Below are 20,541 nucleotides of genomic sequence, written 5' to 3'. Positions count from 1 at the left end.
ATACATGAGAGACCCGAAAGTAGTCGAGCTCAACAGTACACTGGAACTGTTGACGGAAAATGAACTGTATTCTTTCAAGGGAGGGCTTGCAGGCGGACAAAGTGATGTACATGACATCCCGGAAGTTATTATTCCTACTCCAGGCAGTGATGACGGCGGCACTGATGATGGAGGATATGATGATGGAAGCAATCCTCCAACCTGGGATGACGATAATCCACCTCATGGGGGTGATGATGATAATCCGTTCCCTCCAGATGGAGGGGGTGATCCAGATGGAAATAATACGAATGAAGCAGATGGAATTTTGGAAACACCCACTGCCAGAGAGGCTTTGTGGCTATTCTTAAATACATCAGGTGCAGACCGTGATAAAATGCGACATAACGCCGCCATGGCAGCTCAATACGGAAAAGGACAAGTGGATAATGTATATGATGCATTAAGACATGCCATGTGGTCAGCAATGGACGCAGCAGATATCGGGCTGGCAAAGGCTAAAGAATTTCATACGCTTCATGAAACAGTAAATCCAGGACCTGACAATACAATGGATTTACATAATAATAATTGGGGATTCAACTGGTTTTCTCAACATGGAAATCCAGACAATAACATGCAACAGTTTATAAATGACTTTAATACTGCAGTTGCAAGTGGACAAATAAAAACACATCCTTAATGAGAATAAAAAGGCTAAATTTTTTGACCCTATTACTATTAGGGTTTTTTACATTTTCTTGTCAAGCACAATCCAATACGGACTGCTTAACAAAATTAGAAGACAGGCTTACTCCTAAAATTAATAAGGAAAACAAAGTTGGTGAAATATTAAATGTCAGGGATGAAGCAAATTGTTTTGACTGGGATACATTAATTGTACAAATGGCAATAAATCCTAAAGAAATGACAGAGCAGGCGCTTGGAATAAAAATTTCACAAAACTACGATTACAGTTTGGAGAGTGATAATACAGCGATGTTACTATTTTTGAAAAATAATAATGTTGTACATTATATTCTACAAAAGCCTACTGTTGATAAGGAGATATTTGACTCTGCCACATCAATCAAAGCGTACCATTTTTTGAAGTTAGTAAACAACTTTGGAGATAATGCATATGCAAAAATTCCGAAGGAGAAAGCTGTTTTTGAAACCTATCAAATTTATTATCATAATGCACAAGGTCAAAAAATAAACAATCCAAAATTTGGCCTCGGAGTAAGAGTGAAAGATTAAAAGTATAACTATTTACTTAAATCCTTTCTGTTTTATTGAGTTCGCCCAAAAGACAGCCTTTATTTGTAGATATCGACCTTAAAGACAGGCGAAAAGTATATGATATAAAGAAAGTAATAATCTTTTTTCGACAATCCTAAAAAATAATAATTTTTATGCAGGTGTTTTAGGCAGCTGTAGCAGATGGGCCTAGGTTTGGGTACAGAAGTAAAGATAAATTTTCCAATTCCATTTACTTATTAATTTTTCAATATTATGAATAGCAATAAGCTGTAACAGATAGAATAAATACAAATAACAATCGTAATTACAAGAATTTTATTTGATCTTCATAACAATACCACCGCCATGGCGGTGGTATTGTTTGTTATTATTCAAGTTAAAGAATATCACCTTCAATTTTTGACAGTATTAAGGATTCTACAGTAGTATTTTTCAACTGTTTTTTACCGATACAGATCTAATTTTTGTTATGCAAATTTCTAATTTGTAGTATTTGGTTAATTTATTGAAAATATATAATTTAGATATAGTTATTATTAGTTAAAAAAAGGTAAACCCTATTTGCCCCTCGATTTAGACAAAACCCTTAATACTAGGGATATTCACATTTTGTATCGGGGTAAATAGAATTTTCAAACCATTGATATATCTTTAATGAAAATTTTCGGATGCATACCAACAGCTGTGTTAGCTGTCATGCAATAGAAAAAAGCACCTTTCTTTACTGTAAAAACTCCAACCGACAGACAATCACCAATACGAAAATAAATGTTTAAGAAAATCATTCAAACAGATACCTCAAAAGCAACCTTTCTAATCCGGCTGTTGGTAGGGGCAGTATTTCTTTCAGAAGGTATACAGAAATTTTTGTTTGCAGAAACATTAGGAGCCGGCCGCTTTGCTAAAATTGGTTTACCCATACCAGAGTTTTTAGGAAGCTTCGTAGGCTCTTTTGAAATCCTATGTGGAGTATTTATCCTTATTGGGCTTTTAACAAGGCTGGCAAGCATTCCACTACTCATTATTATGTTAGTAGCAATTGCAACCACCAAATCAGAAGTTTTAGCTAATAAAGGATTTTGGGAAATGATGCACGGAAGTCGGACAGATTGGGCAATGTTGTTGGGAAGTATATTTCTGTTGATAAAAGGAGGAGGTCAATGGTCTGTTGATAGCTTTATGAATACCTCTAAAAACAATAAGATTCAATCCTGAAATTTTAAAATTAAGAGATGAGATCGAATTAAGATAGTTAAAATGAAAAATAATCTACACTTAAAAGAAATCGCAAAAGTCTTCGCAAAGTTGGGCATCATCGGTTTTGGAGGCCCCGCAGCCCACATTGCCATGATGCATGATGAAGTGGTAGTAAAACGAAAATGGATGAGTGAGCAGCATTTTTTGGATCTCCTCGGAGCAACCAACCTTATTCCGGGACCCAACAGCACCGAAATGGCTATCCATATCGGTTATGATAAAGGAGGCTGGAAAGGATTGCTAATAGCCGGATTATGTTTCATCCTACCTGCGGTTTTGATTACCGGAATATTTGCATTGTTATATCATCATTATGGGCAGCTACCTGAAGTACAGCCATTTATCTACGGCATCAAACCTGCCATCATCGCTGTGATTATTGGTGCAATCTATCCATTGGCAAGAAAGTCTGTCAAATCATTATTTTTAGGGATCGTAGGGATTGTAGTTTTGATAGCTGCTGTATTTGGAGTAAATGAAATCTACTTGATGTTTGGAGCGGGTCTGTTTACCTTGGTTGTGTATTATTTTCAAAACAGAAAGGCAGATACGTTTCAAAGTATTGTGCCATTTGCTTTCCTGCAAATCACACAGACAACTTTTTGGACGGCCACCAATGCCCAATTATTCTGGACATTCCTCAAAATTGGTTCCATACTCTATGGCAGCGGATATGTGCTGTTTGCCTTTTTGGATACAGAGCTGGTAGCAACAGGTCTACTCACAAGACAACAACTAATGGATGCGATTGCAGTAGGTCAGTTCACCCCGGGCCCTGTTTTTTCTTCTGTAACATTTATTGGTTTCCAGATAAATGGACTTTCAGGAGCTATTGTTTCAACTATAGCTATTTTTCTTCCCTCATTTGTTTTTGTGGCACTCCTCAATCCGTTAATGAAAAAGCTAAGAAATTCTAAATGGTTGTCCATCTTTTTAGATGCTGTAAATGTTGCATCAGTAGCAATAATTGCAGCTGTGTGTTATGAGATGGGTAAAGAAACCATTACCGATTGGCGAACAATTTTAATTGCAGTAATCAGTGCAATTATTGTTTTTAATTTCAAAAAAATCAATAGTGCGTTTATAGTTTTGGGAGGGTCATTTTTAGGATATATTCTGATTGCCATTTAAAATAAGTTAATATGGAAACAGACAGCACTTAAGAAGTTAATTTTATTTTTATCGGAATCTTTTTTATTAAGTTCTTTGCTAAGTAATCTATTTTTTTTAATCTATTGAGATTAGGTTGGTTTTATGATTTTAGGGGTATGTAGCATATTTTTGACTCTCATTCAAAGGTTAATTTACTGTACTTAACCAGTCTAATTACTCTATAAACTGGTTAACAATTATTTAAAAACAAAATTCTAAAATTCCCTCAATCATTTTTTATATTCAATTGAGAGAAATTTAATTAACTTGTTTTTGGCTTTATACAAATTATTATATTCATTTATAACAGGTTACTTAGCTATATTGATCATTGATGGTTGGTTATCTTCAAGGTGTTAGTACTAATTATGACATCAGAAAAAGAGTGTTTAACAAAAACAGCATCAAGATTGATGCTGTTTTTGTTATAGAGTTGTTGGTTGATTATTTTATCAATCCATTATATATCATTATCTATAATGTTTGTGATGAAATCAATTATAATCTAAAGTGATGTATCTTCAGTTTCCCGATCAGGCCATGCAAAGCATTCTGGATCATAACGATTTGTATCTAGCAGGTAAAAAGTATTCAGACCTTGTATCAGACTACCCCAGCCTAGGAACAATTGTTTTATCTCTTCCTGATACTTCCCAAAGTCGGGAAGGTCTTCCTGTAAAGCAACAAGTTCTGCAAGATCATCATCATGAATCTTCATAGCTTCAGTCATGGCATCTTCCAATGACAAGTTATAGTTTCTCTGTAAGACGATAACGATATTCATAACTTCGGTATCTTTGCTTAGTTCTTTTTTCAATCCCTGGATATCATTCTGCCAGGCAATAATTCTTGACCATAGGGATCGAACACGCTGTATCACAGGATGGCGCTCTACCTCTTCTGTTAAAAAGGTATGAAACTCTGCATCAACCAAATAGAAATAAGGAAATATTACAATTGAATATTCCCGGATTACTTTAAATAATGCAAGTGAAGGTACTGTTTGCGTCGCCTTATAAGTTGCCTCTTCTTGAGCACCATATCTTGTAACAGTGTAAAAAGTATCTGCCAAGCGTTTCATCCATTCATCAGGCATAAAAGCACGAAATTCATCTCTGATTTTGGCAGCCTGAATGAAATATCCGGGATCCTCTGGAGTAAGGCTGTCTCCCCTGAATATTGCTACGAGTCGGTCACAATATCTACTGACCTCTTCTTCGGTTGCATATTCAAGCTGATCGTCAAATATGGTATGGAAAACAACATACCGATGCATAGGTGTTACACGCTCATAACTTGCATAAGGATACATTCTTGCCGAACACCTGTGCAGGTTCATGCTCTTGTATCGTTCACGTATATTTTCAGATAAATATACATAATCAGTATCAATCCAGTTTCTGTAATCAATGCCCATTTGCTCCACGTTAGCATTGATTTTATCCGGCCAAGGGTAATAACCTTGAGGCAGGTAATTCGACGGGTTGTAATCTTCTGGTTTCATTTTTTTTCTAAATTAAAGTGTTAAATTGATGTTTGAAAGGTTGTTATTATGGTAAGATATTTTAAATTAAAAATATTCTTATACAAATTATTGTTGAAGCTTATTCAGCTTCGTTTTTAGTTCTGCTGCCCCAAGAAATTCAGCTGCGGTATAACGGTCGATGTATTTTTCCATCCGCTCAGCCCCATGCTCATATAATATACCTAGTTGACCACTACGTCCTGCCAGATTCCAAAATCAGGAAGATTGGCTTGTAATTCTAAAAACCCTTTCAGATCTTCATTGTGAAGACGTAAATCTTCAATACAAGCTTCTTTAAGGGACATTTGCTGTTCGTGTTGGGTCACTTTTACGATATTATAGTAAATACTGTCAGTTGCTTCATTCTTCAGTACATATTGTACTTCATTAAAAAAGTAACCCAATGGCAGGCAAGTGTTTGCAGGCGAATGACGACAGGATGTGCATGAATCTACGGTGGAAGCACAATTTCTGTTTCTAACTCCGTAAGCTGTAGAAAAGGATAGAGACAGACAGAATTTTCGCTCAATGCAATACATTCACTCACAATGAGATAAACTTTATTTTTCTTGTATTTTAATTCTGTTTCCAATCCTGTAAAATACCAACTGATCATTTGCGTAAAACGGACAATGTGGTATAACTTACAAGAGTTCTTCTCTTAAAGAAGCTAACATAGGCCCTAAAGGTATTCCAGAATCCTTAGCGGTTATTTCACCTTTCAATATCGCAATAGACTGGGTGTGTACATATCCAATATCTTCCGGCTCACTTTCTTCATAGAGATCATCACTGTACAGAGTACAGAGTCCATAACATTAATCTGCAGATGGGTTTGACCTTTTCAAGGGGAGCAGTGGGAAACCATTGAGCAGCAATATGTGCTGTTTTGATTTTTTTGTACTTTTTCCGAAGGTCGGGATTCTGCTCATACAACCAGAGATACTCTCCATCGATCCATTGATTTTCGGTAATCTGCTGTAGTTGTTCGGCATTTGGATTTTTTAACTTAGGGAAGGGATGCCTGAACTGTTGACGAAGAAGTTCAAGGGTACTAAAATTTTCATTATCCATATTGTGTAAGTTTGGTTTAGTTTTTACGCTAATGTATAATTTTATTTAATTATTATTATGTTTTATTTCACATAATTATGATTATTTATGTTATAATGTAGCCGAATCCCCATAATATTGAGGATTGTAAATACATTTAACTCCCAAAAATAATGTAATAAATCTGAGCATCAGTGTCTATTTAGTTGAGTTTGTCGTTGTCTTTCCCCGTTTTAACGGGCTTCATTTCAAGAGTACACAGTTTCCAATGAAATTTTTTGCATTTGTATTTGAAAAGGTAAATTCTAAAAAAATTGTAATATTATAACATCATCAAACTCGATGAATGAGAGCCCATAATGATTGATATAGGAGCTAAAGTGGTCAATCAAAATATCCCAATTAGATAATAAATAACCCTTTAATAAGATCAAAATCTACCTCATGAATAAATTGATAATTCACCAACCAGTTCATGGTCCCATTGCTGATTATTATCCCTTTTCTTGTTCTTTTAGCATTAAAGCACAAAAATTTGAGCAAAAGAAAATAGAATTGTTATAGAATTCCATGGTCTAAAATACTCAAGTGGTTATTAAATAATTCTTAAAGAGGGCTAATGGATTCTATATAGTCTTGATTTGGAGAAATTATTATTTTTTTTAAAATCGTAAGCTTGATGATTAAAAAAAACAATATTAACCACTGTAAATCAAACAATTATACATCACTCTGTTCTCAATCTTTTTCCCAGGAACCATTTTCATCAAGGATTTTTAAATAATTGCAAGTAGGTTTGTTATCGTAGTAAAGTTGGTAAAGTTGATCGGTTAGTGCTGTGAGAAACTCAAAGAAAATTAAAAAGTCTGCTTTTGAGTTATAAAACCCACCCCACTCTTCTAAAACCCAATGTAATATTTTGCCATCGTAAGTCGTAATTGAAATGACGAGATGAGGAGTATCCGCTTCGGTTCGTTTGTAATAATCATAGTTTACTCCACCCAACAATGATATTTCCCGAGCAGGAATTTTGATAGCTCTTATATCGGAAAATAAAACAGAACCGAAACAGGAACTGGTAAATCCTTCTTTATTTAACGTAATTATTTCTATTGACTTTCTCTTTGATGCTACTTTATAAAGTCTGTAAATGGATATTAACATTAACGGAAAAGATAACAGCAAGAGCCAGCTCGGAAAATAAGCTTCCGAAGGTATCACTACAATGGTTGTTGTTAGGGTAATAGTCAGTAATGTGGTAAAAAACCAAAACAAAATAGCTAAGGTCTTATTGTTATTATTAAAACAGAATTGATAAGTCTTCATTACTGTCCAAAAGGTTAGTTAAATAAAGTGATTTCTTTCTAAAAGAAAACCACAGCCTCCAGTAGTAAATATATACATATTCAGCTCAATATTAGCACAGTATTGAATTCCTTTCCATAATACACTTAATATGCCAATAGTAGAAATAGTTTACATCATCAACTCTACTGCATGTATCTCATAGATTTTCTAGTCTAAGATCACAAAGTTGTAAATGTACCTCCATTACTTTTATTAATGTCATAAAATCTCATTCCAAATTAGTCTTTTAATATGGGGATTTTAACAAAACTGTCGTTGTACCATTTCACTTTTAATGGCTCTTTGGCGTCTTTAATGGTTTCTTCAGTTACTGTTTTACCTGTTCCGTAATTTAATTCAGAAAATGGATTCTTATTTATATTTAGATATACTAATAATCTACTTCCTTTGCTTAGTCGTTTGCTTACCAAGTGGGTATTAGAGAACGGAATAGTTTCAATAACATTTGGTTTTAATAATTTTCTATGGGTGATATCATTTGCGTAGCTGGCCCGTCCAATAAAATAAGATAAGTGAAAATATTCTCCATTGGGCATTACTTCATATAATGTTACACCAATGTCCATATCCAGCTTATTAATACTTGCCTTAATGGTTCCTAGAAATGAGCCATTAATCAATATGGATTCTTTTAAAGGTTCACTAATAAAATTAAATCCATTGGTTGTATCTATTTCTTTCCGAATAAGGGGCTCCGGATAATAATCATTATTTGTTTTCTCTCTATCTGCAAAATCAACTTCTTGCGATAAAAAACTATTTTTAACAGGTTTCTTTAGATTCAGAGCATAGTACTTACCAGCCTTATCATTGGTTAAGTAAAGTGTTAAAAAACCATTACTCATTTTATCAATTGATGGGGCGCTCCGCCATTCATTGGCTCCCATTACCTCATAGTTAATTTTATCCTTTAGAATTTCCGGTTTAGTTCCATTTTTTAATATATAATCAAACCATTGATAAGTAATTTTATTAATGTCAAACAATGCAACCGGATCAACCTTGTATTCGTACAAAACACTTTCTCCGCCGCTCTGTGTCCCAAAATGCCCATAAGGTCCAATGATAAGATATGCAGGTGTTTGCGGGCTATATTTTTGAAGTTCTCTTAGATAGTACAATCCAGAGCTTTGGCCATCATTGTAATATCCGTCAAAGGCTAAAATTGGAATTTTTATTTGTGTAAAATCTTCTTTATAAGGTGTCATTTTTTGCCAATAGCTATCAAAAGATGGATGACTTATCCATCGTTGAAACCATTTATTAGGAACACCATCTATACTGTCTAATTTTTTATAAGCGATTCCTTTTTCCCACCATCTGTTCTGCATTTCACGAAAACGTTTTCTGTCATTTCCGGCTATAGTATCCAGATATTTATTATTTCCAACATAAAATGACCATTCGTAATTTGGGTTGACGAAAATATTATTTTCTACAGGTAACCCCTGACCTGGTCGTGCAGCAACTGATGGTACAATTGTTTTAAGGGCTGGATGCAGGGTTTTACATGCTGCCCATTGAGTAAAGCCATTATAACTTCCGCCATACATGCCAACACTTCCATTACACCACTTTTGTTTGCTAATCCAGTCGATAACATCATAAGTGTCATTGGCATCATTTTCATATGGAAATATTTCGTCAGGACTAAATCTTTTTCCTCTCGCATAAGCAATAACACCCACGTAGCCATTGTCTGCGGATCTCTTTAATGAGATAATATCTCTACCTTTGTCTCTAACATAAATAGTGGATTGAAGGATTACAGGTTTAGGATTTTCATCTCCCTTTTTTCTCACAATCATTAAAGATAATGTTGCTCCGTCTCTCGTTTTTACTAAAACACTATCTTGTATGTTGTAGATACTTTTTAAATCCTCCGACTTTATTTTTCGAGTTTGTTGTGCTGAACCGGTGAAAAATGCCAGAAATAGAATGATGAAATTCAAAAATGTTTTCATTAGTTATTTTTAGTTTATTTGAGAAACTGGGAAGTTTATGTTGGGTTTACTTATACATACCAGAAAACAGTTTCATTATTTTTTTTAATTCAAAATAATGAGTTGCTTTTTTAAAGCACTAATGTAGTGGTAATTTGTGAATAAAAATTATCTATATTCTATTCATTCAGAGTGCTGGTTTGTACTTACTGAACAGAGTTGGAGAAGTTGGAGAAATTGATGACATTGCAGAAATGGTGTACACCGTTGCAAAAAACAGTTTTATTATAGGTTCAATCATTAATGCTGATGGTGGCAAAGGTGCTAGGCGTAACCTAAGCTAATCCCGTTCACTGAACACTCTTAACATTCTGAAGACTACAGGATATAAGAATGATAGTTTCATACAGAAAGACCGACATCTTATCCATGAGGATACTGATGCCGGTCTCTTTGCATACGTATAGTTTACTGTGCATTGGATATATACTAATACTACACTTTCAAAGTATATCATCATGTATTTTCAGGATTATACAACACTCTTAATCTTTTTTCTTTCGTATCTCTCCTACTCCTGCCTTAGTCAGCTTAATCGTTGAATATTTCCCTTTGGAATCTTTAATAAATTCGACTGTCCTGTTATCATCATCTGACCTAAAAAATTTAGTATCGGATTCCGGAAACAGTTCAATATCAAGGTCGTTATAATAGAGCTTTCCATTATTTTCAAGAATTTTAATACCATCATAATTTCCTGTAAAAAGCGGATAAAGTGCTCCATTATTTTTAACCTTCTGATGATGATAAGGAAGTTCTACATCTTTATCAAAACATATAGCCGCTAATCCGTATGCCAACATATATGCAGGGGACTGATTATTAGAAAGAACGACAATAAGCAAGCCATCATCTACATAGCGGTTTAAAGAAGTCATTGCCCCAAAGAAACCTCCATCATGAGCAATTAATTGATGCCCTTGATTGTAGAAAGGATTGACCAAAAAACCATATCCAAAATTTTGGTCATTATAGGATGTAAACATCAATTGTTTCATCTTTTCACTTAAAACGGTTGTACCATATAAAGCTTTATCCCATTTTAAAAGGTCATCTGCTGTTGAATAGATGCCATCATGTCCAATATTGAACTCCCAGTTGATGTATGGATTTTTATTATAATCTTTTCCTTTCCTGGTATATCTGTCAGCCATATTGACAACCACCTCATCATTGGTCATCACTCCAGTTTCAGCCATTTTCAGTGGAACAAAAATGTTTTCTTTCAAATACTCCGAATAGCTTTTACCGCTTATTTTTTCTATAATGCGAGCCAGCAAATAATAACCAATATTACTATATGCCGTCTGCTCTCCGGGCGTAAATAAAAGCTTTTTTTGAAAAATATAATTCAATACATCATTCCGGGTTAAGGAAACCTGATTCAGATAGAGTTCATCAAAATCCATTGAAAGTCCGGACATATGAGAAAGCATTATATGAAGGGTGATCTGATCTCCTTTGGGAATGTCTGGAAAATATGTATTCAGTTTATCGTCTAATGATAAAAGTTTACGTTCTGCCAGTTGAAGAATAGCAGCAGCCGTAAACTGCTTGCTTACAGAAGCCAAACTGTATTTTGTATTGGGAGTTGTTTTTACTTTCCATTCATAATTTGCATAGCCATAAGCCTCCCGCAGAAGCACAGAATCTTTTCTGACAATCAGAACAGTACCGCTAAACCCATTCACATCTGCCTGGGCTTTCATGTATTGTGACAACTTATCAGGAAGACTGATCCGATTCTTCGTTACGTTGACATTTCTTTCAGTCATTTTGGTTTGTGAAAGGCCCTTGAAAGAGAGCAAGCTAACTCCTAAAAGAAATATTAATTTTGAGTTTTTCATACTTACTTTTTTCTAATCAGATATACGTTTTATTTTTGAGTGGACTTTGACTGTTATTCAGCAGATCATCTGCTATCTGTATCATTCCAGCATTATGGCCTCCACCCCACATTGCTCTTCCAAAAATATAACTCGTTGTGTATTCCTTCCAGGTGCTGCAATATTTTTTCAATTCCTTGTGGGATTTTGCTAAATATTCAATGAGTTCTTTTTCAGAAATATAACCTAATTCGTGGCAGCAACGCGCTAAAAACACACTTCTTCCATAATTCCAGCCACTATCTTTTATTTTTTTTAACTGAGTAAAATCTGTGATAATTTTCTGCTCAATTAATTCAGGAACAACATTTTTCAATGTTCTGAACAGATTCAGGTAATATTCAAAAACGTCCTCTTCATTGGGGAGATTTGATCTTAAAATTTCAACATAGTTTTCTGAATTTTCAAATGCTTTATATACCACATCAATATCTTCATCCTGATTTCTGGTATGCAAGCTTTGGAGAATTTCTATAGCCTGATCTTGATCTGATATCCCCCAATAGGTTTCAACTAGCTCTCTAATATCAGATTTGTTTACCCCTGTTTCATAAGAATTCAAGTATGCCGACTGTTGTTCGGCATACATTGAACCTACCAGCAAATGATCCAATAAATAGCCATTTACTCTATTTTTATCATTTAATCGTATGCTTTTAAATGAATTTAAAAATTTTGATAAAAGCCCCATGCTATATTAAGACATTTTTAAATTAGGAAATCTGTCTTGTAAAATTTCCGCCAATTTTTCGCCGACTACCTGATATTTTGCTCTTGTTTTCAATTGCTTTTTCAGGTTGAGCATATCTTCAGGATCAACCCTATAATTAAGTCTATCATGAATTTCAAGAGATAAGGAGCTTCCATCTATATCAAAAGTGATAACATGTGTTTTGGGTAAATATTCTTCTGATGATTTGGCATAAACACCCAATTGCGATTTCAGGATACCTCCATACTGAAGCGTGGCTTGTTCGATTCTAAAATTATCAAATACAATGTGTTCATCTAATTCACCAACTGTATCAGTGCTGAAAAAATGTAAATCGTTTCCACTTAAAACCCAGAAAGAGTCTGTTTCAATACGTCTAAGCTTTACCCCTATTGCAGATAATGCTACATTTTTTAGTCCGTCTGTTACAAGTTCCTGCATCTTATTGGTTGTTGACTGGGGAACAGATGCAGAAGTAAAAGCATCAATTCGCTTCCCTCTCATCCACTCTGTTATTTTTGGAAAATCCTGAGCTAAAAGCTCTTGCTTATACTGGTTATATTTAGTTCTTTCAGAATCTAAATCAATTTCTGATTTTGCAGTTTTGTGTTTTTTATTCATGATAATCATGAAAACTATCCCTGCAATTATTACTACGACTGGAATTAAAAATAATGGATTCATTTTTTATTTGGTTTAAGTTTTTTACTATTTAAATAGTTGTTGGATTTACTTTTTTAGGCTTGTCTTTAGAAAAAATCCCATAGAGAATAAGTCCGATAATCAATACTATTATGAATTTTCCTCCATATTGTGTGTAAAGCCCAAGCTGCAAAAGACCTTCTTTATTCAGTTTATTTTCATTCATAACCTGATCTAACTGTTCATTGGTTAATTCGAAATATTCGTCACTTTCTTTTTTTGCTAAGACCAATTTGGGTTCCTGCGTTATCCAGACCGGAATAACCCAGGCAATATTATATTCCTGGTGCATTCTTGCTAAATCCAGGTATTCTTTTGAGTCTTTACTTACAGCATATTTCTCAGTGTTCGGTAAATCTGCTATTATTTCTATTTTATCAACCTTTCCAAATGGAATTTTCGCCTTTGCTGAAATAAGATTTGTTGCTAGGCTTGAAACAAAAGATAGTAAGAGAATTTTTTTTATCATTTTTCGGTATTTAATTTTAGCTCGTATATGGTTTTTAGACATGATTTTTGGATGTAGGGAAATTGATGCACCGAAGCCTAAGTTTAATTGAAATTTGCACTTCAATCTGCCTTACGAAAATCAATGTCATAAGGTATTTTTACCTTCATCTAGTTTTAATACTAGTATTCTTTTAATATAAGAATTAGTACATAAAACCATTTTCATTGAATTCTATTTGGGGTTAAAATTTGTTTGATACAAATATGTAGAAGGCATTCAATTTATGCGACCGAATAAAAGTATTTGTCCATATTTGCACAGAAAAATGAGTACGAATCTTTTTTTAAAAAGTACGAGTAATCACAAGATTATGATTTACAACTAATTAAAACAACAGTTAAGATATTACCTGTGTATTCAGATAGATCTATTTTTTATAATGCTTCCAAAAATTTCTTTATACGTAGTTCCTATTGGAATCCTATCCCCGTCAATAAATACCTGCGTAGCATCAATTTTACTGATATGATTGATATTTACAATAAAAGAATGATGTAGCCTCACAAAATATTCGGGTAAACGTTCTGCCAATTCTTTCATTCTCTTATAGCACATCTCCTTTCCCTGAGTGGTATGCAGGAAAACATATTCTCTCGATCCTTCTATATACTTCAGATCTTTAAAATTTATCTTAACCGTTTCATAACCTGTTTTAATAAAGAAAGAATCCTGTTGTTCTTCGTTTTGAATGACCTTATTAGGAAAAGTTTGTGGTCCAAAATATTCTTTTGCTTTGGCAATAGAGGAAAGAAATCTATTGAATGAAATAGGCTTCAGTAAATAGTCAATAGCATTTTTTTCATAACTCTCTACCGCATATTGTGTATAGGCTGTTGTAAAAATAATTTTGGTTTTTGTAGAAAACATGCTTGCTAATTCCAGTCCATTGAGGCCAGGCAGATTGATATCCAAAAAAATAATATCAATCGTTTTGTACGCCATATTTTCTAAAGCTTTCTCTCCATCAAAAAAAATACCGCACAGTTCCAAAAACGGAACACGGTTTATATAATCTTCCAAAAGTTTGGCTGCATTGGGCTCATCATCCACTATTACACATTTTATTTTCATTTTCTTGGGATATTTAGATTGGCAATAAAGTCACTTTCCTGTTCAAAAGTTTGCAATGTATAATTATCTGTATACAACAATATTAATCTCTCTTTCAGGTTCTTTAACCCTGTTCCGGATATATTACGTTCCCGAATAGTGGTATGTAAGTGGTTTCTGATACTGAAAGAAATATTGTTCGCTGTTACCTGTATATCTATCAGTATATAGTTATTGGAACTTCTTTTATCAATACCATGTTTCAGAGCATTTTCAACCAATGGAACCATCAGCATAGGAGGAATATATACCCCCGAACCTACATTATTATTGATCTCTACATGTACTGGATTATAGCAGCGTATCTGCTCAAGATCAATTATATTTCTTATAAATGAAATCTCAGTTTCCACTGGAATTTTATCTTTCATATTGATTTCCAGAAAAAAGCGCATTACTTCAGATAATTTTTCAATGAGCTGGGCAGCCTTAGGGCTTTCCTTATAGGCTTCATAATAGATATTATTCAAAGAATTAAAAAGAAAGTGAGGCTGTAGCTGCGCTTTCAACAATTTCATTTCTGTCATTAGCTGCTTTCTTTCCATTTCTTTTTGCTTTTTCATGATTACAAAAGATATGGAAACATGTTTCAGTAAAACTGCCAGCACTAATGCTACAAAATTTGTCACAACAACATAGGAAATATGTGCTATACTGGCATTAAAAAATGATTTTCCACTATAAAGCTGAGCGATGAAATGAGCCTCTACATATATCCTTATCAAGGAACTGGATACGAGAAGCAGAATTGCTGATATAAAAAAAAGGATTCTGTTTTGTGTGTATAGTTTAGGATAGATACATAATGAATAAGTATATACAATGCCCGCAAAGCAGAAAAAAGCACAGGTCGCTATAGCAGCTGCATATATCGCTTCTCCTATTCGTAGATAAGTATACAGCATGAATAGCAAGTAAACAATGAGCCAACCCACCAGCTGATACCAAAAAAAAGCTTTTTTACTGAACATATATGACCTGAAAATATAAGAGTCTAAAAGTAGGCATATCATACTAAGCTTAAAAAGATTTATACAGGATATTGAATACTTTTCAACAAATACATAATTATATTCAATAGATTGCCTATTCCATCTTACCAATCATTTTGTCGTTTCAATTGCTCTATTGGTTAAAATAATAACTGAATGTGTTGAACCCCTGTGAGAAGTATATACCACACTATATACATTTGTTTCCATAAAATATAATTCATCTATGAAAATCTCAATTTTATGTCTTTTGTTACTGGTATTTGGGCAGTTATCCGGACAATCTGAACAGGCAGCTATTCAAAAATGTATTGAAAATTACCTAAACGGTACTTCTTATAATGAGCCTGAGAGTATCTCTAAAGCTTTTTATCCAGAGGCTGACTTATATCTAAGCCATAATGAAAAACCGATATGGATAGTGCCGGTTGCTGAATATATACAATGGTTTAAAAAGGGAGAAAAAGGATTATTTAATGGCCGATTGGGCAGGATTCTTTCAATAGAATTTTATAATGATATTGCGATTGCTAAGGCTGAAATACTCATACCGAAGAAAAAGCAGGAATTCATGGATATGTTTTTACTTAAGAAAATCCAGGGTGAGTGGAAAATCATCAGTAAAACAGCAAGCAGCATGTCCACCAATAAATCTGGAAAACGTATATTGTTTATTGTATCTAATGCTCACTTCTATGGAAATTCTACGATCTCTACAGGAAACAGTTTTGTGGAAATTGTAAATGCCTACCATACTTTTACCACCGAAGGATATACTATAGATTTCGTAAGCCCTGAAGGCGGAAACATTCCTTTAGCCTATATTAATACTTCTGATACGTTGCAAGAAAAATACCTTTATGATCAGAATTTCATGTATGCTGTTGGGCATACGCAAAAACCCTCAGAAATTGACTATAGAAATTATAAAGCAGTGCATTATATTGGTGGGGGAAGTGCAATGTACCAAGTACCTGAAAGTAAAGAAATTCAGCAAATCGCCTTAAATGTATATGAAAAAAACATGGGTATTATATCTTCAGTTTGCCATGGTACAGCCGGTATTGCCCATTTAAAAACCCAAGATGGAAAATATTTAGTTGATGGAAAAAGAATAAGTGGCTACCCTGATCTTTACGAAAAACAAGATGGTGAATATTTTAAACATTTTCCATTTTTAATTCAGAAGACGATAGAATCAAGAGGTGGTAAGTTTCAATTTTCCGGCAGGAATGTTCCGCATGTTGAAGCCGATGGAAGAGTGATTACCGGGCAAAATTTTCAATCATCTAGCGAGGTGGCAAAGAAAATAATACAATTAATAGAGAACATAGAATAGAAAAGTAGCCGGAAATGTTCATGATAAATAATATCTTTAAATACATAACCATCTTACTTTGGTAAGAATATATTCAAATATACCAAAGTTAAATATGATTCAATGAATAGTCGGAAGACTGTTCATTGAATCATATTTTTATTTAAAGTTTTTTAATCATTTGAACTTCTGTTTTCATGGCATCTCTTGTTAGGACAACAGAGTTTACCTTTCCATTGCTGAAATCAAATTTTAATGCATTCGGATAATCTACAATTTTGAAGGTTCCATTTTTCAGATACAGTAACTCATTCTCATTTTTTCCTTTAAAAAAATCTAAAAGCATAGATTGAACATAAAGACGGTTATTCTTCTCTACTATTTTGGTTTCCATGCCCTGCCCATAAAGGAAGTCATCATAAGTTCCTATAAGCTGTTTTTTTAGATCTAATGGGATTTCCTGAATATCGTCATGAGTTGTCTTGTTCCAGTTCATCAATGTAAGAACCTTTATTCTGGTAGTATTCATCACAGGAAAACGATTTGGCTTTTCACCGTTGGCAAGATATACCATGCCGTTACCATCTGTCATAGAAGCCAGAATATTACCCCCAACTCCAGTATTAGAACCATTACAGGAAAACCAATCATAGTTATTATAACCAAAAGATTTTTGCCATCCATAACTCCAGCCACCAACAGCATTTTTAAAAGCGGTCACTTCCGTTATTTTTTTTGCTACCTGATGAGAAATCACCTTGTTGTTTTTATTGCGTAAAGCGTTTTGTATCTCAATAGAAAGCTTGGCTAAATCAGTTGGGGTTGACCACATTCCAGAAGCTCCTACTTGTGGGGTTATCGGCAATCCTGTTCTAATCACTTTTCCGTCTTTATCATGCACTAGAGCCACATTTGGTGGAAAACCCTTTTCATTAGGTTGGATCATTGTGGTATTTTTCATACCAAGCGGAGAAAAAATATACTCTTGTGCCAGTTCTGCAATAGATTTATTCAAAGTATCTTCTAAGGCCATTTGAACAATTACATATCCACCACCACTATATTCAAAACTGGTCCCGGGCGTGAACAGGAATTCAATTTCCTTATCATATCTTGGGATCTGTCCTAGAAGACTTTGTTTTATAGTTGGAATGACATCTCCTTCGTAATGGTCTTCAAATCCACCCTGACTTGTACCAGCTGTATGATTAAAAAACTGTTTCCAGGTTGGGCTATTATTTTCAGTGAACTTGCTTTTTGGCAAATGCCAGCGTTTTAAATATTTATCTATAGGATCATTAAGGTTTATCAGACCTTTTTCTTCAAGAATATGGCAAAGGAGTGCCGTTATTGGTTTTGAAATTGACGCCGTAGAGAAAGCCGTATTTTCATTTATTTTTTCTTTAGAATCTATTGATTTTACTCCCCACTGGCTTGAGTATACAATTTTATAATTTTCAAAAACAACAAGACTAAATCCTGGAAGCTTGTGCTTTTCTAATTGCTTTTCAATATGTAAACTGTCTGTAAGAAAATTTGCATTTCCTTTTGAAATTACTATATTTTTTCTTGTATGGCAGCTCAACATGATGAGTGCAGTAATTAGTAAATAAAGAATATTTTTCATGATATTATGGTATTATTTTCTTTTAGGGTAAAAGTTTTTATTGTTCAGCCAACTGTCTTTAATCTATTTCAAGACTGTATCATAGATTTTATTCAGCAGATCCTGTCTCATTTTTGAGTTTCGATAATCAAGAAGGATGATAATACCCCATTTTTTATTTCTGTTGTAGCAAATGATGGAAGACTGTCCCATAGAATCTCCTGATTTCATATAAATGGTATTTTTATCATCAGTTACGATATTCAATCCTAACCCCATGTCTCTTTTTTCATCTTTATACATTACTTTTTCTGTGATGATGGCAGCTTTTCCTACTGTTGTTTCATTATTTAAAACTGCTTTTAAATAGGTAACCATATCGGAAGCATTAGATTTTACTAATCCTGCAGATGCTGTGATGTTCCATTTGAAAAATTCCTGAATGCCACCATTGGGATTGTGAGCCGTTGTTAGATTTTTCACATTAAAGTCCTTAGTTAATGTACTATTCATGTGTAAAGGCTTTATTATTTTAGCTCTGATAATTTCATCATAGCTTTTATCATACACTTTCTCTAATATTTGTCCCAGTAAAGTATATCCAATGGTAGAATATCGGTATTTACCATAATCTTTTAATTCACTGCAGTTATTGACTATTGCTGCTAATGTTTCTGCAGTCACACTACTTACAGGCTGTTGTGGATTAAGCTCCATTAATTTCGGAAAATCCAAATCAGGTAACCCAGACTGATGTGATGCCAGATCTGAAATTTTAATTTTGTTTCTAAGATTCTGCTGTAATACATATTCTTTGGGAAGGAATCCGTCTATATAATCATCTAACTTTAGCTTATGATCTAAAACTGCCTGGGCAATTAAATTTGAAGTCAGGATTTTAGTGATGGATGCAATTTCGAAGATGGAGTTTTTATCAATTTTTGTTTGACTTTCTGCATTCAACTTACCATAGGATGTATAATATTCTTCATTCTTATTGATAAAGCCAACGCTAATTCCAACCTCAGGATTTTTTTTATAATTATCACTTAGGATGGAATCAATCCTTTTAGTAACGTTTTGTCCAAAAGAAAAGCTGCTTATGAATAATAGTACTGCTAAAAATTTTGATGAAGTTTTCATTGTATCGTTTTTTTTATGTTTAAAAATTATTTCGATACAAAGATGTGAGAGAAAGAAGAATTAGGCGACCGAATAAAAGTATTCAGTCCCATTTGTGTAAAAAAATAAGTATGAATCTGTACAAAAAAGAGTACGAGTAATTACAAATCACTGATTTGTAGATTTTTACGATAATTAGTTGGTGTATTGCCTGTATGTTTTTTAAAGGCTGTATTAAAAGAAGATTTTGAATTAAAACCAACTTCGTATAGAATTTCAAGGATAGTTACCTTACTTTTTGTTGTATCTTTTAAAATATCCATAGCATTCTCTATGCGGTATGTATTTACAAAATCATAAAAATGCTGTCCTAATTGATGGTTGATGAGAAGTGACAAATCCCGAACAGGAATTCCAATGTTATTGGAAATATCCTGAATGGTTAACGAAGGATTTAGAAAGGGTTTTTCTTCAATCATATACTTCTTTAACTTAATAAGCTCTTCATTATACTCTCTTTCATTTACTATAGGCTGCTCACTGCTCTTTTCTTCTACTACAATCTCAGAAACGAGTTTTAATTTTGAATCAACATTTCTGAAAAGATCCGGATTGTTTAATGCTTTGAACAGATACCAACAAAAAATAAAAAGAGAAGAAACCCAAAGGCTAATCTTTAACCCTTCGGAAATATGTGGATAATCAGAAAATTTAAAAATGTTTTTTAAAAGAGCTACCGCATATAAAATAGTCAGTACAACCGTAAACTGGAATAACCAATTATAGGAACTGATGTTTTTCCCTGTATAGTTTTCAAGATATAATTTCTTTGATTTTCTTAGTACTCTAAATACCGCGATGATGTATATAATGATCTGAAAATGTATTAAAATATGAATGAACTGAAACTCTATCATATTTTGACGATGCTGAATAAAACTTATTTTCGATGCTGCATCTACAGTATAAAAACGGGGTAATA

Annotated in this window: 20 protein-coding genes; 6 read left to right on the top strand and 14 right to left on the bottom strand. The window is 33.6% G+C overall.

Annotated elements, in window-relative coordinates:
* Positions 1–4: 4 nt before the first annotated feature.
* From J2772_RS08725 to chrA, 4 genes are all read left to right on the top strand, one after another.
* Positions 5–682, top strand: coding sequence for a DUF6973 domain-containing protein (locus J2772_RS08725; protein WP_209915716.1), 678 nt, complete (start codon positions 5–7; stop codon positions 680–682).
* A complete protein-coding gene (locus J2772_RS08720; protein ID WP_209915715.1) occupies positions 682–1,239 on the top strand; it encodes a hypothetical protein in 558 nt (185 codons plus the stop codon). The genes J2772_RS08725 and J2772_RS08720 overlap by 1 nt, the downstream gene beginning before the upstream one ends.
* A 771-nt stretch (positions 1,240–2,010) precedes the next feature.
* On the top strand, positions 2,011–2,457 hold the full coding sequence (locus J2772_RS08715) for a DoxX family protein (protein WP_209915713.1): 447 nt from the start codon (positions 2,011–2,013) through the stop codon (positions 2,455–2,457).
* 42 nt (positions 2,458–2,499) lie between these two features.
* Entirely contained in the window at positions 2,500–3,630 is a 1,131-nt protein-coding gene (gene chrA / locus J2772_RS08710; protein WP_209915711.1) for a chromate efflux transporter, read from the top strand.
* A 526-nt stretch (positions 3,631–4,156) separates the two neighbouring features.
* Here chrA and J2772_RS08705 read toward each other — a convergent pair.
* The 5 genes from J2772_RS08705 to J2772_RS08685 form a co-directional block, all read right to left on the bottom strand.
* Positions 4,157–5,068, bottom strand: coding sequence for a terpene synthase family protein (locus J2772_RS08705; protein WP_245365195.1), 912 nt, complete (start codon positions 5,066–5,068; stop codon positions 4,157–4,159).
* Between the two features lie 290 nt (positions 5,069–5,358).
* Positions 5,359–5,715, bottom strand: a complete 357-nt coding sequence (locus tag J2772_RS08700) for a hypothetical protein (RefSeq protein ID WP_209915706.1) — start codon at positions 5,713–5,715, stop codon at positions 5,359–5,361.
* A 250-nt stretch (positions 5,716–5,965) separates the two neighbouring features.
* A complete protein-coding gene (locus J2772_RS08695; protein ID WP_209915705.1) occupies positions 5,966–6,250 on the bottom strand; it encodes a hypothetical protein in 285 nt (94 codons plus the stop codon).
* A 717-nt stretch (positions 6,251–6,967) separates the two neighbouring features.
* The gene (locus J2772_RS08690; RefSeq protein ID WP_209915702.1) at positions 6,968–7,555 is read right to left on the bottom strand and encodes a hypothetical protein; all 588 of its coding nucleotides are present in this window, start codon (positions 7,553–7,555) and stop codon (positions 6,968–6,970) included.
* A gap of 260 nt (positions 7,556–7,815) precedes the next feature.
* Positions 7,816–9,561 carry a CocE/NonD family hydrolase gene (locus J2772_RS08685; RefSeq protein ID WP_209915699.1) on the bottom strand — a complete coding sequence of 582 codons (1,746 nt, stop codon included), beginning with the start codon at positions 9,559–9,561 and terminating at the stop codon, positions 7,816–7,818.
* Positions 9,562–9,740: 179 nt separating this feature from the next.
* On the opposite strand from J2772_RS08685, the gene J2772_RS08680 reads away from it, so the two are divergent.
* Positions 9,741–9,884 carry a hypothetical protein gene (locus J2772_RS08680; RefSeq protein WP_209915697.1) on the top strand — a complete coding sequence of 48 codons (144 nt, stop codon included), beginning with the start codon at positions 9,741–9,743 and terminating at the stop codon, positions 9,882–9,884.
* A 201-nt stretch (positions 9,885–10,085) separates the two neighbouring features.
* Here J2772_RS08680 and J2772_RS08675 read toward each other — a convergent pair whose 3' ends face one another.
* The 6 genes from J2772_RS08675 to J2772_RS08650 all read right to left on the bottom strand — a co-directional run bounded on the left by J2772_RS08675 (position 10,086) and on the right by J2772_RS08650 (position 15,246).
* Complete coding sequence (locus tag J2772_RS08675) at positions 10,086–11,447, bottom strand: serine hydrolase domain-containing protein (RefSeq protein ID WP_245365183.1); 1,362 nt, start codon at positions 11,445–11,447, stop codon at positions 10,086–10,088.
* A gap of 16 nt (positions 11,448–11,463) precedes the next feature.
* Positions 11,464–12,177: a DUF1266 domain-containing protein gene (locus J2772_RS08670; protein WP_209915696.1), complete on the bottom strand. Its 714-nt coding sequence runs from the start codon at positions 12,175–12,177 to the stop codon at positions 11,464–11,466.
* A gap of 6 nt (positions 12,178–12,183) precedes the next feature.
* Positions 12,184–12,882, bottom strand: coding sequence for a hypothetical protein (locus J2772_RS08665; protein WP_209915694.1), 699 nt, complete (start codon positions 12,880–12,882; stop codon positions 12,184–12,186).
* Between the two features lie 28 nt (positions 12,883–12,910).
* Positions 12,911–13,369, bottom strand: coding sequence for a hypothetical protein (locus J2772_RS08660; protein WP_209915692.1), 459 nt, complete (start codon positions 13,367–13,369; stop codon positions 12,911–12,913).
* 399 nt (positions 13,370–13,768) lie between these two features.
* Positions 13,769–14,482, bottom strand: coding sequence for a LytR/AlgR family response regulator transcription factor (locus J2772_RS08655; RefSeq protein ID WP_209915690.1), 714 nt, complete (start codon positions 14,480–14,482; stop codon positions 13,769–13,771).
* Positions 14,479–15,246 carry a sensor histidine kinase gene (locus J2772_RS08650; RefSeq protein ID WP_209915687.1) on the bottom strand — a complete coding sequence of 256 codons (768 nt, stop codon included), beginning with the start codon at positions 15,244–15,246 and terminating at the stop codon, positions 14,479–14,481. The genes J2772_RS08655 and J2772_RS08650 overlap by 4 nt, the downstream gene beginning before the upstream one ends.
* A gap of 493 nt (positions 15,247–15,739) precedes the next feature.
* Here J2772_RS08650 and J2772_RS08645 point away from each other — a divergent pair, with 493 nt between their 5' ends.
* Positions 15,740–16,852: a nuclear transport factor 2 family protein gene (locus J2772_RS08645; protein WP_209915685.1), complete on the top strand. Its 1,113-nt coding sequence runs from the start codon at positions 15,740–15,742 to the stop codon at positions 16,850–16,852.
* Between the two features lie 142 nt (positions 16,853–16,994).
* On the opposite strand, the gene J2772_RS08640 is transcribed toward J2772_RS08645, so the two are convergent.
* The 3 genes from J2772_RS08640 to J2772_RS08630 all read right to left on the bottom strand — a co-directional run bounded on the left by J2772_RS08640 (position 16,995) and on the right by J2772_RS08630 (position 20,476).
* Complete coding sequence (locus J2772_RS08640; RefSeq protein ID WP_209915683.1) at positions 16,995–18,458, bottom strand: serine hydrolase domain-containing protein; 1,464 nt, start codon at positions 18,456–18,458, stop codon at positions 16,995–16,997.
* Between the two features lie 63 nt (positions 18,459–18,521).
* Positions 18,522–19,580, bottom strand: coding sequence for a serine hydrolase domain-containing protein (locus tag J2772_RS08635; protein ID WP_209915682.1), 1,059 nt, complete (start codon positions 19,578–19,580; stop codon positions 18,522–18,524).
* Between the two features lie 140 nt (positions 19,581–19,720).
* On the bottom strand, positions 19,721–20,476 hold the full coding sequence (locus J2772_RS08630; RefSeq protein ID WP_245365182.1) for a helix-turn-helix domain-containing protein: 756 nt from the start codon (positions 20,474–20,476) through the stop codon (positions 19,721–19,723).
* Between the last annotated feature and the right edge of the window lie 65 nt (positions 20,477–20,541).

This window comes from Chryseobacterium jejuense, assembly GCF_017877355.1.
GTDB classification, from domain to species: domain Bacteria; phylum Bacteroidota; class Bacteroidia; order Flavobacteriales; family Weeksellaceae; genus Chryseobacterium; species Chryseobacterium jejuense_A.
The sequence above is the reverse complement of the archived record's forward strand: the minus strand, read 5'-3'. Positions and strand labels throughout refer to the sequence as shown.